Origin of the sequence: Streptomyces sp. NPDC005761 (assembly GCF_040630635.1) — a bacterium.
Taxonomy (GTDB): Bacteria; Actinomycetota; Actinomycetes; order Streptomycetales; family Streptomycetaceae; genus Streptomyces.
This window is the reverse complement of the sequence record NZ_JBEXXX010000047.1, coordinates 24,751-46,546: the sequence shown is the minus strand read 5'-3', so window position 1 is coordinate 46,546 and position 21,796 is coordinate 24,751. Positions and strand designations below refer to the sequence as shown.

The window sequence follows — 21,796 nt, the reverse complement described above, 5'->3', positions numbered from 1 at the left end:
TCGTCGGCGCTCACTTGCGGCCGGGTGTCCAGTTCATGCCCCAGCCGTATGCCTGGTCGATGGTGCGCTGCGGGCTCACTCCGCGCTGCGGCACGAGATAGCGGGCCTCGCGCTGCACGGTGAGGTCGGTGCCGGTGTTGGTGATGAGCGCGAGCGCGCAGACCGTCGAGGGGACGGTGCATTCGTCGAGCGAGAAGTCGATCGCTGCGCCGTGCTGCGGCTGGAGGGTGACGGTCGCGTGCAGATCCGCGAAACTCCGGGCGCCTTCATAGATGGTGACGAAGATCAGGAGACGGCGGATCCTCGCCTTCTGGTCGAGGTTGATCGTCAGGTTCTCCCCGGAGGCGACGGCACCCGTCCGGTCGTCGCCGTCGAGTTGCACATACGGCGGCTGGTGGAGAGCGCCGAAGGCGTTTCCGAGCGCCTGCACCACTCCCTTGCGGCCATCGGTCAGTTCGTAGAGGGCACAGAGATCAAGATCGAGATCCGCATGGTGTGCGACGGCCCTGCCGAGTTTGCTGCCCCACCCCTTGAACTGCTTGCGCACTTCCCAGTTGAGATTGACACGCATGGCTCCCGAAGTGCCGCCCTGTTTCGCGAGCGAGACGGATGGCGCCTCCTTCGTGAGCGTCACCTTGGTCAGGCGGACCGGCTGAGTGACGGGTGGCGTCGGGGGTGTGGGAGGTACCGGTGGGGCCATCGGGGCGGCGAGCGTCGGCTGGGGGTACTGCGGTGGAGGCGGCGTGGCGGCAACCCGCGTTGACGGTTGGGGTGGCTGGGGCTGCAGGTGCACCTGGGGTCGAGGCGCCCGCGCGGGCTGCTGCGGCTCGTCGACGGAGATCCCGAAGTCCGTCGCGAGTCCTTCCAGCCCGGTCCCGTACCCCTGACCGACCGCCCGGAATTTCCAGGCACCCTGGCGCCGGTAGAGTTCACCGAGGATGAAGGCGGTCTCGACCGTGGCGTCGGTGCTGTCGAAGCGTGCCAGCTCCGCGCCGTTCGCCGCGTCCGTGATCCGTACGTAGAGCCCGGTCACCCGGCCGAACGAACCGCCGTCCACGGAGGCCGCCAGCACGACTCGGTCGACGGCGGGCTCCACGCGTGCCAGGTCGACGGCGAGCGTGTCGGTGGTCGCGCCCGCAGCGGTCCGCTTGCCCTCGTGACGCACCGCTCCGGACGCGTGGGCCGGCTGGTTGTAAAAGACGAAGTCCGCGTCGCTGCGCACCTTTCCGGACGGGAGGAGAAGGAGCGCCGAGGCGTCCACGTCCGGGGTCCCGGGGGCGGCGCGCCACCCCAATTCGACGCGCACGGCCTGAGCCGCCACTGGAACATTGGTTCCTTTTAGCATGGTCATGCTCGCCCCCATCGCGAGTCCTGCTGCCGAGACTTTTCCCGGCCAACCTAATGCCCGTCCCCTCACGAGGCCCACAGTGGTGCCCCGAGGGGCCGTGGACCCGTCGGTAACCCCCCGTGAACTCGCCTTTTACACGATCACAGCACTCCTGGGCGCCCTTTTTTCCCAAGTTCGCTCGCATTGGGGATCGCCGTTCACTCACAACACGTAAAACAACCCTCTTATCGGGCTCCCCAATCAGCACATCGTGGGCTTAACTTAGGTGCCATGACCTCCCCCCGCTCCACCTACGGCGGCGGCTACTACGCCGCACCGTCGTTCCCCGACACTCCGATCTACGACTCCCTGGTCGCGGAGCGGGGCACGCCTCAGATCGCACCGATCCGAGTGCCCGCCGCGTACGACACCGGCAACAGCTACCTGCCGGCGCTCCCGTCGGCCCTGCCGGCACTGCCCGCGGCACCCTCCCAGCCGAATCCCTCGTACGGCTACCAGCAGCCGATGGCGCAGCAGGGCTACGCGCCGATGCAGCCGGCGCAGCTGCAGCACGCTCCGGCGCCGTACATCCCGCAGCAGCCTTCCGCCGGCCGTGGCGGCTACCAGTCGCCGCCGCAGTACCAGCAGCAGCCGCAGCGCCCCGCGCCCAGTACCGGTTACGAGTCGATGCGTCCGGCGTCGCCGCGGCCCGTGCCCGCGCAGGCGCCGTACGAGGACCCGTACAACCGTCCGTACCAGGGCCGGGGCTACTGAGCGGTGCGCTGCCGCTGGCAGTGACGGTCCGCCGGGGAGTGGCTGGCAGGATGGAGGCATGCCCTCTCCCGAACTGAGTGCCGTCCACATTCACCCGGTCAAGTCGCTGGCCGCGTGCACGGTCGGCGAGGCCGCCGTCGAGCCATGGGGACTCGACGGCGACCGCCGGTGGATGCTGGTCGACACCGCGGGCAAGGTGGTCACGCAACGTCAGCAGCCCCGCATGGCACTGATCTCCGCCACGCCTGTTCCGGGGGGCGGAATCGTGCTGGCCGCGCCGGGGAGCGCGGCACTGGCCGTGGAGGTTCCCGAGCCCGGGGAGACGACCGGCGTGCTGCTGCACCGCAGCCGGCTCGACGTGGTCGAGGCGGCGGAGAGCGCCCACGCGTGGCTCTGTGAGTACCTCGGCACTGAGGTGAGGCTGGTCCATCTCGACGCGCCGGACCGGCGCAGGCTCATCGACCCCGCGTACGCACGGCCGGGTGAGACCGTCAGCCTGGCCGACGGCTTCCCTCTGCTGCTCACCACACTCTCCTCGCTCGGCGCGCTGAACTCGCTCATCGCGGACGGTGACCACGCCGGTGAGGGGCCGCTGCCGATGGACCGGTTCCGGCCCAATGCCGTCGTGGCCGGTACGGCCGCGTGGGCGGAGGACGGATGGACCCGGCTCTCGATCGGCGACGTGACGTTTCGCGTGGTCAAGCCCAGTGCCCGCTGTGTCATCACCACGACCGACCAGGGCACCGCCCGGCGGGGCACCGAACCCCTGCGCACGCTCGCCCGGCACCGCCTGTCCGGCAAGGAGCTGCTGTTCGGCCAGAATCTGATCCCGGACACGGCCGGCGTCATCCGGGTCGGGGACCCGGTGCGCATCCTGGGTTGAGAGGTCCCGGAACGCGGGGAACTCATGGCGCTGCGCGGGGCGTTGACGGGGTGAGGTTGCTCTCTCCTCGTCGCCTCGGCGCGCGGACCGAGCCGTATCGGGTTATGACGGATACGGAAGGGGGTGCAGGACTGTGCGAGCGCTCACCGGAGTATGGCGTTGGCGGCACAATTCCCTGCGCCGCGCCACGGACAGGCGCGAGGCGTGGGTGGCTCTGGCGGCGTTCCTCCTGCTCGTCATGGCGGCGCCGGCGCTCGGCTGGTTCTGCGGATCGCGTGTCGACGACGCCCTGCAGGAATCGGTGCGGGCCCAGCAGGCGAGCCGCCGGCTCATCACCGCGGTCGTGGTGCGCCCGGTGGCCCCCCGGGCCTTCGTGACCGATCCCGAGGTGTCCACGGACCGGAGGGCGCAGACGCCGGTGGTGGCCCGCTGGCACGCCCCGGACGGTACGGCGCGCAGCGCCACGGTGACGACCACCTCGCGCGACACCGCGACCGGCGCACGGGTGCGGATCTGGACGGACCTGGCGGGCTATCCCGCGCCGCGTCCCCTCGACGCGCCGACGGCGCACACCCACGCCGCGCTGGCAGGTTTCGGCGCGACGATGCTGTCCGTCCTGCTGATCGAGGGCGGGCGGCGCCTGATCGTATGGCGCATGGTGCAACGGCGGTACGAGCGGCTCGACCGCGCCTGGGCCAGGGCCGGTCCGGACTGGGGCAGGACGGGCACCGGCAGCTGATCGGGTCAACTCCCGGCCTCCGCGCGCGCTACGGTGGACCGGCCCGCACGTCACTCCTGCAGGCAGGCCCCGGGTGATCGCTGCCGCGAGGCCGGTGACACGGGCTTCACACACGCACGAGGTGGGGGCACAACAGCGCCATGGCACAGGGCACGGTCCAGGTGACGCACACCGGCACATCGCGGTGGCGGCGCCGCACAGGCGAATACGCCTCCCTCACCGCGGCGCTGGAAGCGGCGGCGGAAGGTGACGTCCTCACTGTCGCGCCGGGCACCTACCGGGAGAATCTGGTCATCGCCCGCGCGGTGACCCTGCGGGGGCCCGAGGGCTCCGTAGGCTCCGTGCGGATCGCGCCGGTCGACGGTGTCCCGCTGACTCTGCGCGCCTCCGCCGTCGTCCAGGACCTGCACGTGGAGGGGCAGGACTCCGCCGCCCCGGCCCTGCTGGTCGAGGAGGGCGCACCGGAACTCCGGGACCTGCGGATCGTGACCCGCTCGGCCGCCGGCATCGAGGTGCGGGGGGCGGCCCGGCCCACCGTGCGCCGCTGCACCGTCGACAATCCGGCCGGCGTCGGGATCGCCGTACTCGACAGCGCGGGCGGCGTGTTCGAGGAGTGCGAGATCGTCTCCGCCGGGCAGTCCGGTGTCTCGGTGCGCGACGGCGCACACCCGAGGCTGGAGCGCTGCCGCGTCCATCACGCCTCGGGCGCGGGCCTGTCCGTCACGGGTGAGGGCAGCGGGCTGGAGGCGGTCGGCTGCGAGATCTACGAGATCAAGGGCAGCGGGATACAGGTGTCGGCCCGCGCCACCGCCCACCTCACCGACTGCACGGTGCACCGCACTTCCGCGGACGGCGTCACGCTGGACACCGACGCGCTGCTCACGCTGGCCGACTGCGACATCCACGACATCCCCGAGAACGCGGTGGACCTGCGCTCGCGCTCCGTCCTCACGCTGACCCGATCCACGGTGCGCCGCTTCGGCCGCAACGGGCTCTCGGTCTGGGACCCCGGCACCCGGGTCGATGCCAACCAGTGCGAGATCCACGACAGCACCGGCGACTACCCGGCGGTCTGGGTCAGCGACGGGGCCACCGTGATACTGGACTCCTGCCGCGTCCATGATGTGCCGGACGCCCTCTTCGTCCTCGACCGGGGCTCGCGCGCCGATGTCGTGGACAGCGATCTGTCCCAGGTACGCAACACGGCGGTCTCGGTGAGCGACGGGGCGACCGCGCAGCTCGACGACTGCCGCATCCGGGAGGCGTCGACCGGTGCCTGGTTCCGCGACCACGGCAGTGGCGGGACCTTGAACAACTGCACCATAGACGCGGTGCAGACCGGCGTGATCGTCACCAAGGGCGCCGATCCGACCATCGAGCGCTGCACCGTCACCTCCCCCGCCGAGGCCGGCTTCTATGTGTCGGCGGAGGGACGCGGCACCTTCCACAGCTGCCGGGTCACGGGCAGCGACGGATACGGCTTCCACGTGATGGACGGCTGCCGTACGACGCTGACGCGCTGCCGCACCGAGCGGTGTGCCCGCGGCGGTTACGAGTACGCGGAGGGCGGGGGCCACGGCGACGCGTCGGCCGCCGGGCCGGTCGTGGAGGACTGCACCAGTGACGAGAGCGGGCTGCGTACCGCCACTCCTGCGCCGCCCGCCGCTCTGACGGCCACCCAGTCCGCGCCGGGGCTGCTCGGCGCGGTCCCCGCGCCGCGCGCGGTGGAGCCGGTGGCGGCCGTGGTCCCGGCCGAGCCAGCACGTACGTCCAAGGCGGTGCTCGGCGAACTGGACGCGCTGGTCGGCCTCGACAGCGTCAAGCGCGAGGTGCGCGCCCTCACCGACATGATCGAGGTGGGGCGCCGGCGACAGCTCGCCGGCCTGAAGGCGGCCTCGGTCCGCCGCCACCTCGTCTTCACCGGCTCCCCGGGCACCGGCAAGACCACCGTGGCCCGGCTGTACGGGGAGATCCTGGCCTCCCTCGGGGTGCTGGAGCGGGGCCACCTGGTCGAGGTGTCCCGGGTCGACCTGGTCGGCGAGCACATCGGCTCGACCGCCATCCGCACCCAGGAGGCTTTCGAGCGAGCCCGCGGCGGCGTGCTGTTCGTCGACGAGGCGTACGCCCTGTCCCCCGAGGACTCGGGCCGTGACTTCGGCCGGGAGGCCATCGACACGCTGGTGAAGCTGATGGAGGACCACCGGGACGCGGTGGTCGTCATCGTCGCCGGGTACACCCATGAGATGGAGCGTTTCCTCACCGTCAACCCCGGTGTGGCGTCCCGGTTCTCACGGACCATCACCTTCAGCGACTACGAGCCCGACGAGCTCCTTCACATCGTGGAGCAGCAGACCGAGGAGCAGGAGTACAGCCTGGCCTCGGGGACCGGCGAGGCCCTGCTGAAGTACTTCACGGAGCTTCCCAAGGGGCCCGCCTTCGGCAATGGGCGCACGGCCCGCCAGACCTTCGAGTCGATGGTCGAACGGCATGCGGGCCGGGTCGCCCAACTGGCCGAGATGAGCACGGACGACCTCACTCTGCTGTATCCGGAAGACCTTCCGGAACTCCCCTGAGCCCCTGCCCCGAGTCGCTCGCCTGGTGAGGCAGGACGGGCACGAGCCTTTCCAGGAGCGCGGCGCGCTCCTGGGCGAAGACGGGGTCCGCCTGGTAGTCGGAGTGCCCCAGCACCGGCTCGGGAAGCGGGTGTTCGGGGGTCCGCCCGTAGACCAGCGGGTCCCGCAGAGGGCCCCGGTCCACTTCGGGCCCGGACTCATCGCCGAGGCGCACCTCACCGCCGATCGGATCGGTGGCCCGCCACAGGTTGCGCCAGCAGTGCACCGACTTGCGCAGCCCGTGCAGCTGCACGGGGCCGAAATAGGCCGGGAACCATCGTCCGTACAGGCGCTCGATCGGTGAGCCGTACGTGAGCAGGGCGACGCGGCCGCGGGTCTCGGCGGGCAGTTGCCAGACGGCCGAAGCGGCGAGCACGCTGCCTTGCGAGTGGCCCGAGATGACGAGCCGGCCGCGGGTGCGCGCGGTCCAGCCGCACATGCGGGAGGCCAGGTCGGGAACGGCCCGCTCGGCGTAGCACGGCGGGGCGAAGGGGTGCGCGGCGCGCGGCCAGAAGGTCCCCACGTCCCAGAGGATGCCGATGGTTCGCCGGGCCGAGGCGTCCCGGTAGGCGCGCCGTCCGCAGGCGACGAACACCAGGAAGCCGAAGCCGACGAGCCAGGACCCGGTGGACTGGGCCGCCTCGGCCACCGATTCGACGAAGGGGCTGCTGCCGTCCATCGCGAGGCCGGGCACCTGTCCGCTCGCCCACGCCCCGCCGACCGCCCCGGCACCGAGCAGCAGCGTGGCCCCGGAGACCAGGCCCAGCATGCCGGGCGCCGAGTCGGTGAGCGCGGCCGTGGCCCGGATCCGGGCGATCTGCCTGGTCCGCGCGGCGTCGGGCCGCTCCTCCTCGTACTCCGCATCGACCAGCGGCTCCAGCCTGCGGACCGCACGGTACGTCCGCAGGACGAGCACGAGGCCCGGGATCACCAGGAGCACGAGGAGCACCGGGATGACGGAGGCCTGCCAGCTGAGGAGCACCGGTGGCCCCTCTATGAGGGCGCTGCGCCCCATTCCGGGGCTGCCGGGGCCGTCGAGCCAGTCCGCGACGCGCTGGGCCACCCCGCCGGTCATCACACCCCCGAGCGCGCAGGCGAGCATCGCGACGGCGGGGCCGCCGAGTCCGCGCATCACGGTGCGCGGCTCGGGGCTGCGCCGGTACAGGTTCAGCGACACGACGGCGAGGAGCACGACGAGTGCGCCCTGGGCGAGGGTGACGACGCGGAACATCACGTCCCCGGGGAGCGCTCCGGCGGAGATCCAGGCGGGGCGCGACCAGGCGGCGTGCAGCGCGGCGAGGACGAGCAGGACGAGGGCGGTCGCGGGCAGGTACGTGACGACGGCGCGGTCGAGGCGGTTGTCGAGGCGTCGTTCGCTCCGGCCGCGCCGGCAGACCACCCAGATCACGACGAGCGCCCCCGCCACGAGCAGAACCTCGATCAGCCGGCCGAACACCGCAGGCACCGGCCCGGTGACGGAGCGGTCCCGCCGGGCCGCCGCGCCCGCTACGAAGGCGGTGACGGTGAGGAACCCGGCGGCCGTGTGCGCGGCGCGCAGTCGCGCGACGAGCCGGCGGCCGTACCAGAACCCGGGCCGCCCGAGCGCGGGCCGCACCGCGTGGACCGCGTCGGTCTCCGGGGCCGGCGGCGCGGCGTCGTCCTCCGGGACGGTGCCGGTGAGCGGGCGCTGGGACTCGTAGGCGCTCCAGGTCCGGTTGGACAGATACCAGAGCAGTCCCACCAGCGCGGTCGGCGCCAGCGCGGCGAGGGCGAGGCGGCGGCCCGGCTGGGACCACCAGCCGCCCTGCGAGGCCGAGAGGAACCCCAGCCACGACCTCTGGTCGGAACAGTCCGGTACTCCCGCGCACTGCCAGGCGGTCAGGTCGAGCGCCACCTCGCAGACGGCGGCGGTCAGCAGAACGGTGAGGCTCAGCGCGATCAGCCGTACGAGCATGCCGTACAGCCGGATCGCCCGGGGGCGGCGCGTGGCGGCCGGGCGCATCCAGTGGGCGAGGTTGATCACCATGAAGGGGAGCAGCAGGAGCCACAGCGCGCGGGAGCCGTTGCCGGAGGTCAGATTCGACCAGCAGTACGCCTCGGGGATGGGCCGCTCCCGGTAGCGCTCGGGGTGCGCCTCGGCGTCCACGTCGCCCGGGCGCCGGTAGATGGCTGCGGTGGAGTCACCGGTGACCCGGACCGTGCGCGGATCGACGAGCATCTCCTGGGGGGTGGTTCCCCCCACGCCGTGGACCAGCAGCTCCAGCGCGGGTCCTTCGCTCTGCGGGGCCTGGGTGGCAGGTGGCACGGGGGACTCGCTCTCGGAGGCGGGGAGGCTGCTGATGACCGGTCACCAGAGTGGTGGACGGGTCCGGGTGTTGGCAGCGCTCTTACGTAATCTCCCCAGTGCGGTCGTCCCCGACACCGCGTGGCAGGATGAGCCATCGGCATGGACTGCCGCACGGCCAGAGGGAAGGACCGGGCACTGCGTTGAGCGAGAATCAGAATCTGCTCGCGGAGCAGCGGCGTGCGCTGATCCTCGACGAGGTGCGCAGGCGCGGCGGGGTCAGGGTCAACGAGCTGACCCGGAAGCTGAGCGTTTCCGACATGACCGTCCGCCGGGACCTGGACGCGCTGGCCCGTCAGGGTGTCATCGAGAAGGTGCACGGCGGCGCCGTGCCCGTGGTCGAGGCGAGTACGCACGAGCCCGGTTTCGAGGCGAAGTCGGCGCTGGAGCTGACGGCCAAGGAGGACATCGCGCGGGCCGCCGCGGCGATGGCGGTTCCCGGCAGCGCGATCGCGCTCTCCGGCGGAACGACCACCTACGCCCTGGCTCAGCATCTGCTGGACGTACCGGACTTGACGGTGGTGACGAACTCGGTGCGGGTCGCCGACGTGTTCCATGCCGCGCAGCGTCCGGGTTCGCCGGGCTCGCGTCCCGGCGCCGCGACGGTGGTGCTCACCGGTGGGGTCCGGACCCCTTCCGACTCGCTGGTCGGCCCCGTGGCCGACCGGGCGATCGCCTCGCTCCACTTCGATGTGCTCTTCCTGGGTGTGCACGGGATCTCGGCGGAGGGCGGGCTGTCCACGCCGAATCTGGCGGAGGCCGAGACCAACAGGCGCTTCGTCCAGTCGGCGCGGCGGGTGGTGGTCGTCGCGGACCACACCAAGTGGGGGACGGTGGGCCTGAGTTCGTTCGCCACGCTCGAGCAGGTGCACACGTTCGTCACGGACTCGGGTCTTTCCGGCGGCGCCCGTGAGGAGATCGAGGAGTACCTGCCGGGTCTCGTGGTGGCGGGCCCGGCCGCGGGCGACGAAGCGGCACAGGACTGACCACCGGATTCCGCTCAGCTCGCGCCGGGGCCGTGACGTCCTAGGATCGACGTGTGGCCGTCTTCCGGATCGAGCGTTTCACCCCGCTGCCCGCAGCCGAGTCCTGGCGCCGGGTGACGGACTGGGAGCGGCACGCCGCGCAGGTCCCGCTGACGACGATCACGGTGCCGACCAGGCTTCCGACCCGTATCGGGACGGTCTTCGTGGCCCGGACGGGAATCGGCCCGCTGGCGTTCGAAGATCCGATGGAAGTGGTGCGGTGGTCGCCGCCCGCCGGCAGCCGGGCGGGGATGTGCCGGCTGGAGAAGCGCGGCCGTGTGGTGCGGGGCCGGGCCTCGATCGATGTGTATCCCACCCACGCCGGGTCCCATGTGGTGTGGGTCGAGGAGCTCTCCGTGCGGCTGCTGCCGCGGTGGGGCGACCCCCTCGTCGCCTCCGCCGGCCGGCGGGTCTTCGGCCGCGTGCTCGACTCCATGCTCGACCGGCCGGCACGGCCGTACGGCTGACCGGCGCCCCGGGATCCGGTCACAGGCCCCCTGAGCAGGTGATGTGACCGTCACACGAGCGAGTCGTTTGTCGGTGTGACGACTTCGGCCCACGGCTCGGAAGGCACCGAAGAATCCATGCCGACCCACCCCACGCAGCAGCGGTCCACCTTCAGCGGCGAACGCCCCGGCGTGCAGCAGGCAGAGGCCACGCTCATGGAGCACTATCCGCGCCTCGTCCGACTCGCCTATCTGGTACTGCCGCCGTCCCTCGGCCGGCACCGCCGGGTGCTCACGGCGCACGCCACGGTGCAGCGCGCGCTCCCCGGCGCGCGTGCGGCACCCGAAGCCCCGGCTCCGGCGAGCGTTCCCGCACAGACCCGGGGCGCCGCTCACGGGCCGGCCCGGGACGACGGCGGCACGGAGTACGTCTGGATGCGGCTGCGGGTGCTGAGAGCGGCACTCACCCATGAGAGGCGGCCCCGCTGGTGGCCGGGCCGGCTCCCGCCTCCCGCGGCGCTGCGGCCCTCGCTCCCGGCCGTCTGGGGCCTGCGGCTCTTCCCACGCGCCGGTGGCGCGTCGGAGCTGGCCCTGGACCAGGCCCTGGCTGCGGTTCCCGGGGCGGTGCGGGCCGCTTTCGCGCTGCGGCTGCTGGAAGGGCTGGACGGGCCCGAGGCGCAGGCGCTGCTTGCCCGGGCCGGAGCCCCGGACGCTGCGGGGGCGGTGCGGGCGGCGGGAGATCTGGGCGGCGCCGACCGCGCGAGCGCCGGGGCCCTGCTGCGCTCCGGGGAGTTCGACCCGTGCGTGCTTCAGGCGCGTCCGAGCGATCTGCTGCGGCGCAGACACCGGATCCGAGCGGTCTCGGCCGCCGCCGCGTTCTGTGCGGTCGCGGGCGGCCTGGTCGCGGTGGCGGCGGAGGGGACGCCCGACACCTCGCCCGTCAGCCGAGGCGTGCGGAACGCCTACGCCCCCGCTCTCGATCCGGCCGCTCTCCTGCGCACGGCCGCCGAGCAGTGGGCGGACACCTCCCGCATCGATTTCACCGCCTGGCCGGCCCGCGGCGACCGCACCGACGACCCCGCACTGCTCGGCCGGGCGCTGCGCTCCTGGGGCGGCGACCAGGACGGCGCCGAGGTCTCCCACACGCCCGGGACCGTGACGGTGGCGCCGGCCCAGCCGCCGCAGCTGCTGTACGCGGGCGAGGTGGACGGCGCCGCCGTGGTGCTGTTCCACGATCGCGGTGTGCGGGTGGTGCGTTACGCGGAGCCGTTGTCCGGGCCCGGGAGGCCCGCGCTGGACTTCGCGCGGACGGACGACGCCGACGTGACGACGGGGGCGGCCCTGGTCGTCAGCCGCGACGGCAACCGGGCCCGGTTCCTGCTGGCCCCCTGGATCTCGCGGACCACCACGCGCGATCTGCTGGCGCCGGACTCACCCGCGCGTGCGCTACGGGTGGCCCCCGACGGAGTCACCGCGGCAGTCCCGCGTCCGTCGCCGGGTGCCCTCTGCGATGCCTGGCCGGTTCTCCAACTGCGTTCCTCCGAACGCATCGTGGAGAACCACGCGTTCCTCCTCACCGACCTGGGTGACCTCGCGCCGGTCCACCTCACGTTCACCCCGAAGCCGGCGGGTGGCGCACCGGCACGGCAGCCGAGAGAGGCGACGGGCACCCCCGCCCTGCTCGCCTGGGCACACACCGCCTGTTCGATGGCGACGCTGCGCGGCAGCGGCGTCCGCGCGGTCAACAACTGGGAGTTCGCCGAACAGCGCCTGCCGCAGGCGGGCGCTCCCGCCCGGTGGCTCTGCACCCGGGCCGATACCTGGCAGGGCCCCGGACGTGTGCTGGTGCAGTTCCTGACTCCCGGCCTTGCGCCGACCGCGCCCGGGGCGGTGGTGGCGGACGAACGGGACACCGCCCGGTGCAGTCGGTTCGGCCAGCACGTCCTGGCCGGCACGCGCTGGAGGGCCCCGTCCGGGCAGTGGTACGTGCTGGCCGCGGGAAGCCGGGCGGTGAAGCGGATCGAGGCCTCGGGGTCTGTGCACGGCGTGGCCGTCGGCAGGACGCTCGCGGTGCGGGCGCCGCGGGACGCCCCGGTGGAGCTGACGGCCCGGTTGGAGGAGGGCGGCTCGCTCACGGCGGTGGGACTGCCGCGGCGCGGGACCGTGGGCTGATCCCGTGCCGTCGCACCTGACGACTTCTGGCGGCGCGCCCGCTATGGTGTGCGCGGCCCGTCCGCCGCCGCTCGCACGGGAGGTGCGTCCATGGCACGCCGACTCCGCTCCGTAGGCCTCGACTTCGTCAAGTCCGCCCCGCTGCGGCTGGTCTTCGCCGCCGAGGTCTCGGCGCCGCCCGATGCCGTGTACCGAGCCCTGGCCGACGATGTCGAGGGCTGGCCCGGCTGGTTCACGCAGGTGACGGCAGCGCTGCCGATGGACGGCGGCGCGGGACGCGAGGTGCGGCTGCGGGGCGGGATCGCGTTCCGGGAGACGGTCGTCGCCACCGATCCCGGCGAGAGGTACGCCTACCGGGTCGACCGCACCAACACCCCTGGTGTGCGGGCCCTGCTGGAGGAGTGGCGGCTCACCCCGGCCGGGACCGGTACGCGGGTGCAGTGGACCTTCGCAGCCGACGGTTCGCCGCTGTTCCGGTTCACGCTGCGGCGGGCGCGTGGCGCGGTCGGGAGGTCGTTCCGGGACGCGGTGCGCAATCTGGACAAACGGCTTTCGGCGGCTGCCGCCTGAGGGGCGCAGCACAGGGGGGAAGCCGGTCAGGCGCGGCCCTCCTGCTGTTCCGGCCAGTTGCCGGTGGCCAGGAAGTGGTCGATCGTCCGCGTGTACGGGGCGATGTCGAGGCCCTGGGCGGACAGCCAGGTGTCGGAGTAGTACTTGTCGAGGTAGCGGTCGCCCGGGTCGCAGATCAGGGTGACGATGCTGCCCGTACGGCCCTGCGCGACCATCTCGGCAACCAGCTTGAAGGCGCTCCACAGCCCTGTGCCGGTGGAGCCGCCCGCCTTGCGGCCGATGGACCGTTCCAGTGCGCGCACGGCCGCGACGGTGGCCGCGTCCGGGACCTTCATCATCCGGTCGATGGCGCCGGGGACGAAGCTCGGCTCCATCCGCGGTCTTCCGATGCCCTCGATGCGGGAGCCGCAGTCACTGGTGGCGTGCGGGTCGTGGTGCGTCCAGCCGTCGAAGAAGCAGGAGTTCTCCGGGTCGGGCACACAGATGCGGGTGTCGTGCTGCATGTAGTGCACGTACCGCGCGATGGTCGCCGAGGTGCCGCCGGTGCCCGCTGTCGCGACGATCCAGGCGGGCTCGGGATACCGCTCCATCCTCAACTGCTGGTAGATGGACTCCGCGATGTTGTTGTTGCCCCGCCAGTCCGTGGCCCGCTCGGCGTAGGTGAACTGGTCCATGTAGTGACCGCCGGTCTCCGCGGCGAGCGTGGCGGACTCCTCGTAGAGCTTGCGCGAGTCGTCCACGAAGTGACAGCGGCCGCCGTGGAATTCGATGAGACGGCACTTCTCGGGGCTGGTGGTGCGGGGCATCACGGCGATGAACGGGACGCCGATCAGCTTGGCGAAGTACGCCTCCGAGACGGCTGTCGAACCGCTCGACGCCTCGATGACGGGCTTGCCCGGGCGGATCCAGCCGTTGCAGAGCCCGTAGAGGAAGAGCGACCGGGCCAGCCGGTGCTTGAGGCTGCCGGTGGGGTGCGTCGACTCGTCCTTGAGGTAGAGGTCGATGCCCCAGCTCTCGGGGAGCGGGAAGCGCAGCAGATGGGTGTCGGCGGAGCGGTTGGCGTCGGCCTGGACCTTGCGTACGGCCTCCTTGAGCCAGGCGCGGTACGCCAGGTCGGTGCGGTCGATGTCGACGGTCGCCACAGCGTCGCCGTCGTGCCTGTGCTCACTCGTGCCCATCAGCGCGCTTCTCCTCGTACGACCGGTCCCGGCGAGCCCCACGATATGCCCCCTACCTGGGCAAACATTGACTTTGACAGTCCATAGCCCTGCCTTGGCGTCACGGGCGGACTCCGGTGGGCCATCGCGTCGGGAATGGGCCTTTGCGTCCCGTTCCGCCCTGGTGCATACGCCCCTGGGTGTGCACACTCCTCTCAGGGGTGCGATGAAGGGGGCGAAGGGGCCGTGCACGAAACGGAGTTCAGTGAGACGGGCGTACGCATCGACCGGTGGGCGCGCTCGCTCACCCGTGCCGGGCAGGTCACCGTCAAGGATGGCCGGGTGGCCCTGCTCACCAGCTACGGCCGTGAGATCGACAGCGCGCCGGTGGGCACGGTGAGCGCGGGCAGGCCCTGGTTCGCGGGCGAGGACGCCACGGTGGCGCGGGTGAACGGGACGCGGTACCGGCTGACGATGCCGAGGCGCCCCGACAAGCCCGACGACGCCGCCCCGGCTCGCCGTTTCCTCGAAGCCGTGCACCGTGCGGGCGGCCGGCGGGGCTGACGGAGCGGGGTCGGGGAGACACCGCGAGTTGCGCGGGCGTGGCGGCTGGGCGACATTGGAGACACGTCACTCATGGTTCACCGGCGGTGACAATGCGATCCAGGCCGCCGGGCCAGAACCAGCAGCCAGCCATCTGCTGGATCCGTTCCTTCGTCTTCTTCCGGACCTACTTCGGGGAGTCGCAGCCGTGATCAGCGAGCCAAGCAGGCACTGCACGGTGGAGCTCCAGGCCCTGCCGTCGCGGATCGGTCAGGTCCGCAGAATCATCTCGGCGCAGTTGCGCTACTGGCATCTCGATCCTTTGATCGACCAGGCCGCGCTCGGCGTCACGGAGCTGCTGACCAATGTCCACCGGCACGCACAGCCGGACAAGTCATGCACCGTCGAGGTCGAGTTGCTGCTCGACCGGCTGACGGTGTCCGTCCATGACCACGACCCACGGCTGCCGACCGTGCGCGAGGCCTGCGACTCCAGTACGTCGGGGCGCGGACTCGCACTGATTGCCGCGGTCAGTGAGAGCTGGGGCGTCCGCCCCCGGGGCGGTGCGGGAAAGGTGGTCTGGTTCACCCTCCCGACCCCCTCCTTGTTCGCCACGCAGCCACCGCACGCGATGTACGGGGCGACGACCGACGGGCCGTTCGAGCTGAGCGGCACCACGGCCCCGGAGGGCGTACCGCCCTCGGTGGCGCGGTCGGTGGTCGTCGGCTGAAGCCGCGGGAGCGGGGCACCCCGAGGGGCGCCCCGCTCCTGTCGTGCCCGGACCGGCTCCTCGTTCCGATCGTGCCGACGCCGTGAGCCCGGCACGGTCCGAACGAGAGGCTCTCAGTCGGTGGCGATGGCGCGGAGCACGTCCAGCCGCGCGGCCCGCCGGGCCGGCCGCCAGCCTGCCGTCGCGCCGGCCGTGATGCCCACCAGGGCGATCACGAGCAACCGCGCCGGGGGCAGGGCGAAGGCGAACGCGGAGTCGCCCGCGCCTTCGGACGCCTTGACCAGCACCCAGCCGAGGAAGCCGCCCAGCAGGAGGCCGCCTGCCGTGCCGAACGCGGCGACCAGGACGGATTCCCAGCGGACCATGGCCCGCAGCTGCCTCCTGGTCTGCCCGACGGCCCGCAACAGGCCCAGTTCCCTGGTGCGTTCGTGAATGGCCAGGGTGAGGGTGTTCGCGATGCCGAGCAGGGCGATCAGGACCGCCAGGGCCAGCAGTGCGTAGACCAGTGTGAGCATCATGTCGATCCCGCCGGCCGAGGACTGCGCGTACTCGGCGCGGGTCTGCACGTCCGGGTTCCCGTACGCCGCGGCGGCCTTCTCGACCGCGGCCTTTCCGTCGGCGACGGACACCCCGTCCCTGAAGGACACGGCGACCAGCGAGTCGGAGTCCTGGCCGCGGTGCGGGGCCCAGGCCTGCCGGGTGATGACGTAGTCGCTCGCCAGTTCCGCCTGTCCGTACACGGCCCTGACGACGAAGGTCCGCTCCTTGCCGTCGGCGAAGGTGAGCCGGGCGGCGGAGCCGGTGTGCAGCCCCCGCTTGCCCGCCTCCGTGGCGGAGACGGCAATGCCGTCCGCGCCCAGTGCCTTCATGGACCCGTCGACCCTGCCGAGGTCGAGGACCGCGGCGAGCGCGGCGGGGTCGGTGACGGTGAGGGCGCGTCCGGAACCGTTGACCTCCGCCACGCCCTTGCCGAGGCCGACGGCGGTGGCCACATCGGGCAGCAGGTCGACGGCCGGGGCGAGCCCGGGGCTGAGCCCGCTGCCGCCGGCTCCGAACCCGGGTGCGCTGACGGCCACGTCCCCGGCGAACGAACGGTCGACGGTCTGGTTCATCGTGGCCTTCAGCGAGGCGCCGAACACCGTGAAGAGGGACACGACGGCGACGCCGATCATCAGGGCGGTCGCCGTGGATGCGGTCCGCTGCGGGTTGCGCAGCGCATTGCGCCGGGCGAGGTGCCCGGTGGCACCGCGCAGCCGGCCGAGCGGAGCGCCGAGAATCCGTACGGCGAAGGTGGAAGCGACCGGGCCGAGCACGACGAAGGCGGCGAGGGCCAGCACCGCACCTGCAGCCGACAACCAGACCGAGGGGTCGGCCAGAGCGCCGGTCAGGATCACGGCGATCGCGGCGATCAGCAGCCCGAGCCCGGTGACGGCACGCGTCCGGGAGGCGGCCGAATCGTCGACGGCGTTCTCGCGCAGGGCTGCCAGGGGTGCGGTGCGTCCGGCGTGGACGGCGGGCACCAGGGCGGAACCGACGCAGACGACGACGCCGACGGCGAGCGGCAGCAGCAGGGACACACCGCTGATGACCAGGGAGCCGTCGGGGAAGGGGAACCCGATCACGGGGAAGAGCGCCTGGAGCCCTGCGGCGATCCCGATGCCTCCGGCGAGACCGGCCGCGGATGCCGTCACACCGACGACGGTCGCCTCGGTCAGGGTCGTCCCGAGGATCTGCCGACGGGAGGCGCCGAGTGCCCGCAGCAGGGCGTTCTCCCGGGTGCGCTGGGCCACGACGATCGCGAAGGTGTTGTGGATGGAGAAGGTCGCGACCAGCAGGACGATGCCGGAGAAGACGAGCAGCAGCGTGGTGAACAGGCTGAGGAAGGCGCCGGAGATCATGTCCTGGTTCTCGGCGGCCGAGGCCTGTCCGGTGATGGCCTCGGTGTCCGGGGGCAGCACGGGACGCAGGGCGTCGACGAGTTCCTGCTGACCGGTGCCGGGGCCGGCCCGGACCTGGATGCTCGACGCCTGGCCGGGCTTCGGGGTGAGGTGCTTCTCGGCGTCGGCGAGCGTCATCGCGGTGTACGTCACCTGCGCCATGCCGTCCTCGCCGCCGAACGTGGCCAGGCCGACGACGGTGACCCGGACCGGGTCCGGGGTGCGCAGGACGGTCCTGTCACCGATCTTGAGGCCGCCCTTGTCCGCTGTGCCGCGGTTGACGACGACTTCGCCGGGTGCGGAGGGGGCGCGGCCCTCCGCCAGCCGGTAGGGATTGAGCTTCGGGTCGTCGATCCAGTTCCCGGCCAGGGTGGGCGGCCCCTGGCCTCCGATGGGCCTGCCGTCGGCGCCGATCAGCTGGCCGGCGCCCTGGACGGCGGGGGCGGCCGCGGCGACCTGGGGCAGTTGCCCGATGCGCTGCGCGAGGCCCGTGCTCACGGGCTGCCGGGTGCCTTCGGAGTCGCCTGCGACGGTGACGACGTCGGTGCTGCGGACGACGGCGTCGGTGCCGCTCGCCGCGTTGCCGAACATCGTGCCGAAGCTCGCGCGCAGGGTGTCCCCCATGACGAGCGTGCCGGCGAGGAAGGCGACGCCGAGCAGGACGGCGGTCAGGGTGCCGACGAAGCGGCGCCGGTGGGTGCGGAGCGAGGAGAGGCTGATGCGCAGGGAGGCGCGGGTGCCGGTCATGGCGTCCCCTGGTTGCCGGGTGCGGGGTCGAAGGCCTTGAGGCGGTCGAGTACGCGTTCGGCGGTGGGGTCCGGCATGCGGTCGACGAGCCTTCCGTCGGCGAGAAAGACGACTTCGTCCGCGTGCGCGGCGGCGACCGGGTCGTGCGTGACCATGACGACGGTCCGGCCGGTCTGCCGGACGGTGCGGCCCAGCAGCCGGAGTACCTCCTGGCCGGCGCGCGAGTCGAGGTTGCCGGTGGGCTCGTCGGCGAAGACGACGTCCGGATCCCCCGCGAAGGCCCGGGCGACGGCGACGCGCTGCTGCTGGCCCCCGGAGAGTTCGCTGGGGCGGTGGCGCAGCCGGTCGCGCAGTCCGACGGTGTCGATGAGCGCATCCAGCCGGCGCCGGTCGGGGCGCTCCCCCGCCAGATCCATGGGGAGTGTGATGTTCTCGGCGACGGTGAGCGTCGGCAGCAGGTTGAAGGCCTGGAAGACGAACCCGATGCGGCGCCGGCGCAGCAGGGTGAGCCTGCGGTCGTCGAGGGCGCCGAGTTCGGTGTCGCCGATGCAGGCCGTGCCGGAGGTGAGCGTGTCGAGCCCGGCGGCGCAGTGCATCAGCGTGGACTTGCCGGAGCCCGAGGGCCCCATGATCGCGGTGAAGCGGCCGGCCGGAAAGCCGACGCTCACCCCGTCCAGGGCCCTGACCTCGGTGTCGCCCGTGCCGTACATCTTCACCGCGTCGACGACGCGGGCGGCGGTCGTGGTGCCGGTCGCGGAAACGGTCGTGGTCATGCCGCACCGCCCTTCCCTCGGATGCCGAACTGCTCGTCGAGGACGGAGAGACGGCGCCAGTACTCGTCCTCGTCGATCTCCCCTGCGGCGAAGCGCCGTCCGAGCAGGGTGATCGGTGAGGGCTCGGCGGGGCCGTTCCGCTCCGCGCGGACCTGCCAGGGGCCGCGGCGGCCGTGCCATACGGTCCGGCGAAGGACGGTGACGACGGTGATGACGACGGCTGCCCAGACGAGCGGGAAGAGGAGGACCCACGGTCCGGGTCCGCCGTCGAAGGCCAGGGTGTTCATCTCGGTCAGCTCCTCGGTTCACGGTTCGGATGCACGCTTTTCCGTCACCACCGAGCCTGTCTCCCGGGAGGGGTCCGCGTCGTCCTACGGCCAGCGGCCGTGCGCGTACCCCGCCGGGAGTACATGGCGGTCGCGCGGCTGCTCCCGGCCTGCGGGGCATGGGGGCTGGATTCTGTACCTACTGGTATGTACAGTGAGGTCATGAGCACTTCGGACCGTCTGATCGAAGCCACCCGGGAGCTCCTGTGGGAGCGCGGCTACGTGGGCACGAGCCCCAAGGCCATCCAGCAGCAGGCGGGCGCGGGCCAGGGCAGCATGTACCACCACTTCACCGGCAAGCCGGATCTGGCCGTGGCGGCCATCCGCCGCACGGCCGAGGAGCTGCGGGGGACGGCGGCCCGGGTGCTGGACGCCCCCGGGTCGGCGTACGAGCGGATCTCGGGCTATCTGCTGCGTGAGCGCGATGTGCTGCGCGGCTGCCCGGTGGGGCGCCTGACCATGGACCCGGAGGTCATCGCGAACGACGAGCTGCGGGCGCCGGTGGACGAGACGATCGCCTGGCTCCGTGGCCGGCTCGCCGGGATCGTCCAGGAAGGCCTGGACCGCGGCGAGTTCGACCGCTCCCTGGTGCCCGGTGACATCGCGGCGTCGATCGTCGCGACGGTGCAGGGCGGTTATGTGCTGGCCCGCGCCTCGGGTTCGACGGAGGCGTTCGACGCGGCCGCCCGCGGACTGCTGACGTTGCTCTCCCCTCGTACGGACTCCCCCTGACGCCCCGTCGTACATCCCCCACACCGAGGAGCACCGCACGCATGCGCATCATCAGGAACCGGCCCGGCACGCAGTCCGGACCGGCCGAGCACTTCAACGGGTCCGTATGGATCGACGAGATCGCCGCCCCCGAACCACCCTCCCGGCTGCGCATGTTCAGTGTGCACTTCGCACCGGGCGGCCACACCGGCTGGCACACCCACCCGCACGGCCAGGTCCTCCACGTCACCGAGGGCGAGGGCCTCGTGCAGCGCAGGGGTGGTCCGGTGGAGGCGATCCGGGCCGGCGACACGGTGTGGACCGAGCCGGACGAGTGGCACTGGCACGGCGCCGCGCCGCACACGTTCATGACCCATCTGGCCCTCGTCGAGGCGGCCGGGGACGGCTCCACCATCCACTGGCACACCGATCCCGGCGTCCCCGAGTACCCGGCAGCCTGAGGAGCGCACGATGCATGCGATGCAGTACGAGATCACCCTGCCCGCCGACTACGACATGGGCGTCATTCGTGACCGGGTGGCGAGGAAGGGCCACCTCATGGACGCCTTCCCGGGACTCGGGGTCAAGGCCTACCTGATGAGGGAACGCGGCGAGGACTCCCCCGTCAACCAGTACGCACCGCTCTATCTGTGGACCGCGCCCGAGGGGATGAACTCCTTCCTCTGGGGACCGGGATTCCAGGGCATCGTGCAGGACTTCGGGCGCCCCGAGGTGCAGCACTGGACGGGGCTCTCGTACGAGGAAGGCCCTGCGTCGGCCGCGCTCCCCCGCTCGGCCACCCGCCTCCGCTCGCCCCTTCCGCCGTCAGCCGCTCCGGCGGACGCGGTCGCCGCCGCCCTGGAGGAGAGCCGGCGGCTCGCGAAGGAACCCGGCGCTGTCGCTACGGCACTGGCCGCCGACCCCCGCCACTGGGAACTGCTCCACTTCACGCTCTGGGAGCACCCAGCACCAAGGGAGGGCGGCGACCGCTACGAAGTGCTCCGTCTCAGCGTGCCGGAACGCGGCCGGCTCGGGAAGGGGCGCCAGTGGTAGCGGCGGTCCGCACCGTCCTCGGGGACATCCCCGCGGACGAGCTCGGCGTGTGCGACGCCCATGACCATCTCTTCCTTCGCAGCCCGGTGCTGCCGGGCCAGGAGCTCGACGACCCCGTGGCGGCGGCCGGACGACTGCGGGCCTTCCGCGGGTTCGGCGGCCGGTCCGTGGTGCAGTGGACGCCGTACGGCATGGGGCGCCGGGCCGATGTGCTGGCGGAGTTGTCCCGTGCGACGGGCACGCATGTGGTCGCGGCGACGGGGCTGCACCAGGCCGTCCACTACCCGGCCGCGCTGCTCGACCGGATCCGGGACGACCTCGCCTCGCTGTTCGTCTCCGAGCTGACCGACGGGATCGGCTCGACTGCGGTGCGGGCGGGCCTGATCAAGGTGGCCGGCGCCTTCCACACGGTCGACGCCCATGCGCGGCTCACCATGACGGCGGCCGCCGAGGCGCATCACCGGACAGGGGCGCCGATCGCCGTCCATCTGGAGCTGGGGACGGCCGCTCAGGACGTACTCGACCTGGTGTGCGGCACGTTGGGCGTCCCACCGCATCGCGTGATCCTCGGGCATCTCGGCCGGTCACCCGACGGCGCCGCACAGCGGGAGGTGGCGCGGGCCGGGGCGTTCCTCGCGTTCGACGGTCCCTCGCGGGCCCATCACGCGACGGACTGGCGACTGCCCGAGGAGCTCGCGGCACTCACCGAAGCGGGGTTCGCCGGGCAGTTGCTGCTGGGCGGCGACACCACCGTGCCGGAGACCCCGGGCATGCCGCATCTGCTGCACAGGCTGCGGCCGCGGCTGACCGAGGTACTGGGAGCGGGGACCGTGGAGGACCTGCTGATCGCCAACCCGGCACGGGCGTTCGCCTTCGAGGCACCGGCACCGTCGCGCTGAGGGCCTGCTCCGTAGCCGCGGCCGGCCA

Annotated in this window: 20 protein-coding genes; 14 read left to right on the top strand and 6 right to left on the bottom strand. The window is 72.4% G+C overall.

All coding sequences use genetic code 11. From position 1 onward, the window contains the following. Positions 1-10 precede the first annotated feature (10 nt). Positions 11-1,363 (bottom strand): TerD family protein, encoded by a 1,353-nt coding sequence (locus tag ABZ434_RS30725; protein ID WP_359143413.1) that lies wholly within the window; start codon positions 1,361-1,363, stop codon positions 11-13. Positions 1,364-1,618: 255 nt separating this feature from the next. On the opposite strand from ABZ434_RS30725, the gene ABZ434_RS30720 reads away from it, so the two are divergent. The 4 genes from ABZ434_RS30720 (at position 1,619) to ABZ434_RS30705 (ending at position 6,296) form a co-directional block, all read left to right on the top strand. Further along, positions 1,619-2,101: a DUF6643 family protein gene (locus tag ABZ434_RS30720; RefSeq protein WP_359143410.1), complete on the top strand. Its 483-nt coding sequence runs from the start codon at positions 1,619-1,621 to the stop codon at positions 2,099-2,101. Between the two features lie 58 nt (positions 2,102-2,159). After that, on the top strand, positions 2,160-2,984 hold the full coding sequence (locus ABZ434_RS30715) for an MOSC N-terminal beta barrel domain-containing protein (RefSeq protein WP_359143407.1): 825 nt from the start codon (positions 2,160-2,162) through the stop codon (positions 2,982-2,984). 133 nt (positions 2,985-3,117) lie between these two features. After that, positions 3,118-3,723: a hypothetical protein gene (locus ABZ434_RS30710; protein ID WP_359143404.1), complete on the top strand. Its 606-nt coding sequence runs from the start codon at positions 3,118-3,120 to the stop codon at positions 3,721-3,723. Between the two features lie 140 nt (positions 3,724-3,863). Beyond that, on the top strand, positions 3,864-6,296 hold the full coding sequence (locus ABZ434_RS30705) for a right-handed parallel beta-helix repeat-containing protein (RefSeq protein ID WP_359143402.1): 2,433 nt from the start codon (positions 3,864-3,866) through the stop codon (positions 6,294-6,296). Here ABZ434_RS30705 and ABZ434_RS30700 read toward each other — a convergent pair. Further along, the gene (locus ABZ434_RS30700) at positions 6,256-8,640 is read right to left on the bottom strand and encodes a hypothetical protein (protein ID WP_359143399.1); all 2,385 of its coding nucleotides are present in this window, start codon (positions 8,638-8,640) and stop codon (positions 6,256-6,258) included. The two genes, ABZ434_RS30705 and ABZ434_RS30700, sit on opposite strands and share 41 nt — an antisense overlap. 182 nt (positions 8,641-8,822) lie before the next feature. Here ABZ434_RS30700 and ABZ434_RS30695 point away from each other — a divergent pair, with 182 nt between their 5' ends. The 4 genes from ABZ434_RS30695 to ABZ434_RS30680 all read left to right on the top strand — a co-directional run bounded on the left by ABZ434_RS30695 (position 8,823) and on the right by ABZ434_RS30680 (position 12,892). Continuing rightward, positions 8,823-9,665: a DeoR/GlpR family DNA-binding transcription regulator gene (locus ABZ434_RS30695; protein WP_359143396.1), complete on the top strand. Its 843-nt coding sequence runs from the start codon at positions 8,823-8,825 to the stop codon at positions 9,663-9,665. A gap of 53 nt (positions 9,666-9,718) precedes the next feature. Then, a complete protein-coding gene (locus ABZ434_RS30690; protein WP_359143393.1) occupies positions 9,719-10,171 on the top strand; it encodes an SRPBCC family protein in 453 nt (150 codons plus the stop codon). A gap of 117 nt (positions 10,172-10,288) precedes the next feature. Then, positions 10,289-12,322, top strand: coding sequence for a hypothetical protein (locus ABZ434_RS30685; RefSeq protein WP_359143390.1), 2,034 nt, complete (start codon positions 10,289-10,291; stop codon positions 12,320-12,322). 90 nt (positions 12,323-12,412) lie between these two features. Beyond that, complete coding sequence (locus ABZ434_RS30680) at positions 12,413-12,892, top strand: SRPBCC family protein (RefSeq protein WP_359143387.1); 480 nt, start codon at positions 12,413-12,415, stop codon at positions 12,890-12,892. A gap of 26 nt (positions 12,893-12,918) precedes the next feature. Here the strand turns inward: ABZ434_RS30680 and ABZ434_RS30675 are convergent, their stop codons facing one another. Next, complete coding sequence (locus ABZ434_RS30675) at positions 12,919-14,070, bottom strand: PLP-dependent cysteine synthase family protein (RefSeq protein ID WP_359143384.1); 1,152 nt, start codon at positions 14,068-14,070, stop codon at positions 12,919-12,921. A 225-nt stretch (positions 14,071-14,295) separates the two neighbouring features. On the opposite strand from ABZ434_RS30675, the gene ABZ434_RS30670 reads away from it, so the two are divergent. After that, on the top strand, positions 14,296-14,613 hold the full coding sequence (locus ABZ434_RS30670) for a hypothetical protein (protein WP_359143381.1): 318 nt from the start codon (positions 14,296-14,298) through the stop codon (positions 14,611-14,613). A gap of 187 nt (positions 14,614-14,800) precedes the next feature. Further along, positions 14,801-15,322: an ATP-binding protein gene (locus ABZ434_RS30665; protein ID WP_359143378.1), complete on the top strand. Its 522-nt coding sequence runs from the start codon at positions 14,801-14,803 to the stop codon at positions 15,320-15,322. Between the two features lie 113 nt (positions 15,323-15,435). Here ABZ434_RS30665 and ABZ434_RS30660 read toward each other — a convergent pair whose 3' ends face one another. From ABZ434_RS30660 to ABZ434_RS30650, 3 genes are read right to left on the bottom strand one after another with little or no spacing between them, the layout of a single operon-like run. Continuing rightward, positions 15,436-18,006 carry an ABC transporter permease gene (locus tag ABZ434_RS30660; protein ID WP_359143375.1) on the bottom strand — a complete coding sequence of 857 codons (2,571 nt, stop codon included), beginning with the start codon at positions 18,004-18,006 and terminating at the stop codon, positions 15,436-15,438. Beyond that, positions 18,003-18,779: an ABC transporter ATP-binding protein gene (locus tag ABZ434_RS30655; RefSeq protein ID WP_359143372.1), complete on the bottom strand. Its 777-nt coding sequence runs from the start codon at positions 18,777-18,779 to the stop codon at positions 18,003-18,005. Before ABZ434_RS30655 ends, ABZ434_RS30660 begins: the two co-directional genes overlap by 4 nt. Further along, on the bottom strand, positions 18,776-19,066 hold the full coding sequence (locus tag ABZ434_RS30650; protein ID WP_359143370.1) for an SHOCT domain-containing protein: 291 nt from the start codon (positions 19,064-19,066) through the stop codon (positions 18,776-18,778). Before ABZ434_RS30650 ends, ABZ434_RS30655 begins: the two co-directional genes overlap by 4 nt. Before the next feature lie 201 nt (positions 19,067-19,267). Here ABZ434_RS30650 and ABZ434_RS30645 point away from each other — a divergent pair, with 201 nt between their 5' ends. Genes ABZ434_RS30645 through ABZ434_RS30630 form a run of 4 tightly spaced genes read left to right on the top strand, consistent with a single transcriptional unit; the run spans position 19,268 to position 21,768 of the window. Continuing rightward, on the top strand, positions 19,268-19,837 hold the full coding sequence (locus ABZ434_RS30645; RefSeq protein WP_359143367.1) for a TetR/AcrR family transcriptional regulator: 570 nt from the start codon (positions 19,268-19,270) through the stop codon (positions 19,835-19,837). Positions 19,838-19,878: 41 nt separating this feature from the next. Continuing rightward, positions 19,879-20,277 (top strand): cupin domain-containing protein, encoded by a 399-nt coding sequence (locus tag ABZ434_RS30640; protein ID WP_359143364.1) that lies wholly within the window; start codon positions 19,879-19,881, stop codon positions 20,275-20,277. Between the two features lie 10 nt (positions 20,278-20,287). Then, positions 20,288-20,869 carry a DUF4865 family protein gene (locus ABZ434_RS30635; RefSeq protein WP_359143363.1) on the top strand — a complete coding sequence of 194 codons (582 nt, stop codon included), beginning with the start codon at positions 20,288-20,290 and terminating at the stop codon, positions 20,867-20,869. Beyond that, a complete protein-coding gene (locus ABZ434_RS30630; protein WP_359143360.1) occupies positions 20,863-21,768 on the top strand; it encodes a phosphotriesterase in 906 nt (301 codons plus the stop codon). The genes ABZ434_RS30635 and ABZ434_RS30630 overlap by 7 nt, the downstream gene beginning before the upstream one ends. Positions 21,769-21,796 lie beyond the last annotated feature (28 nt).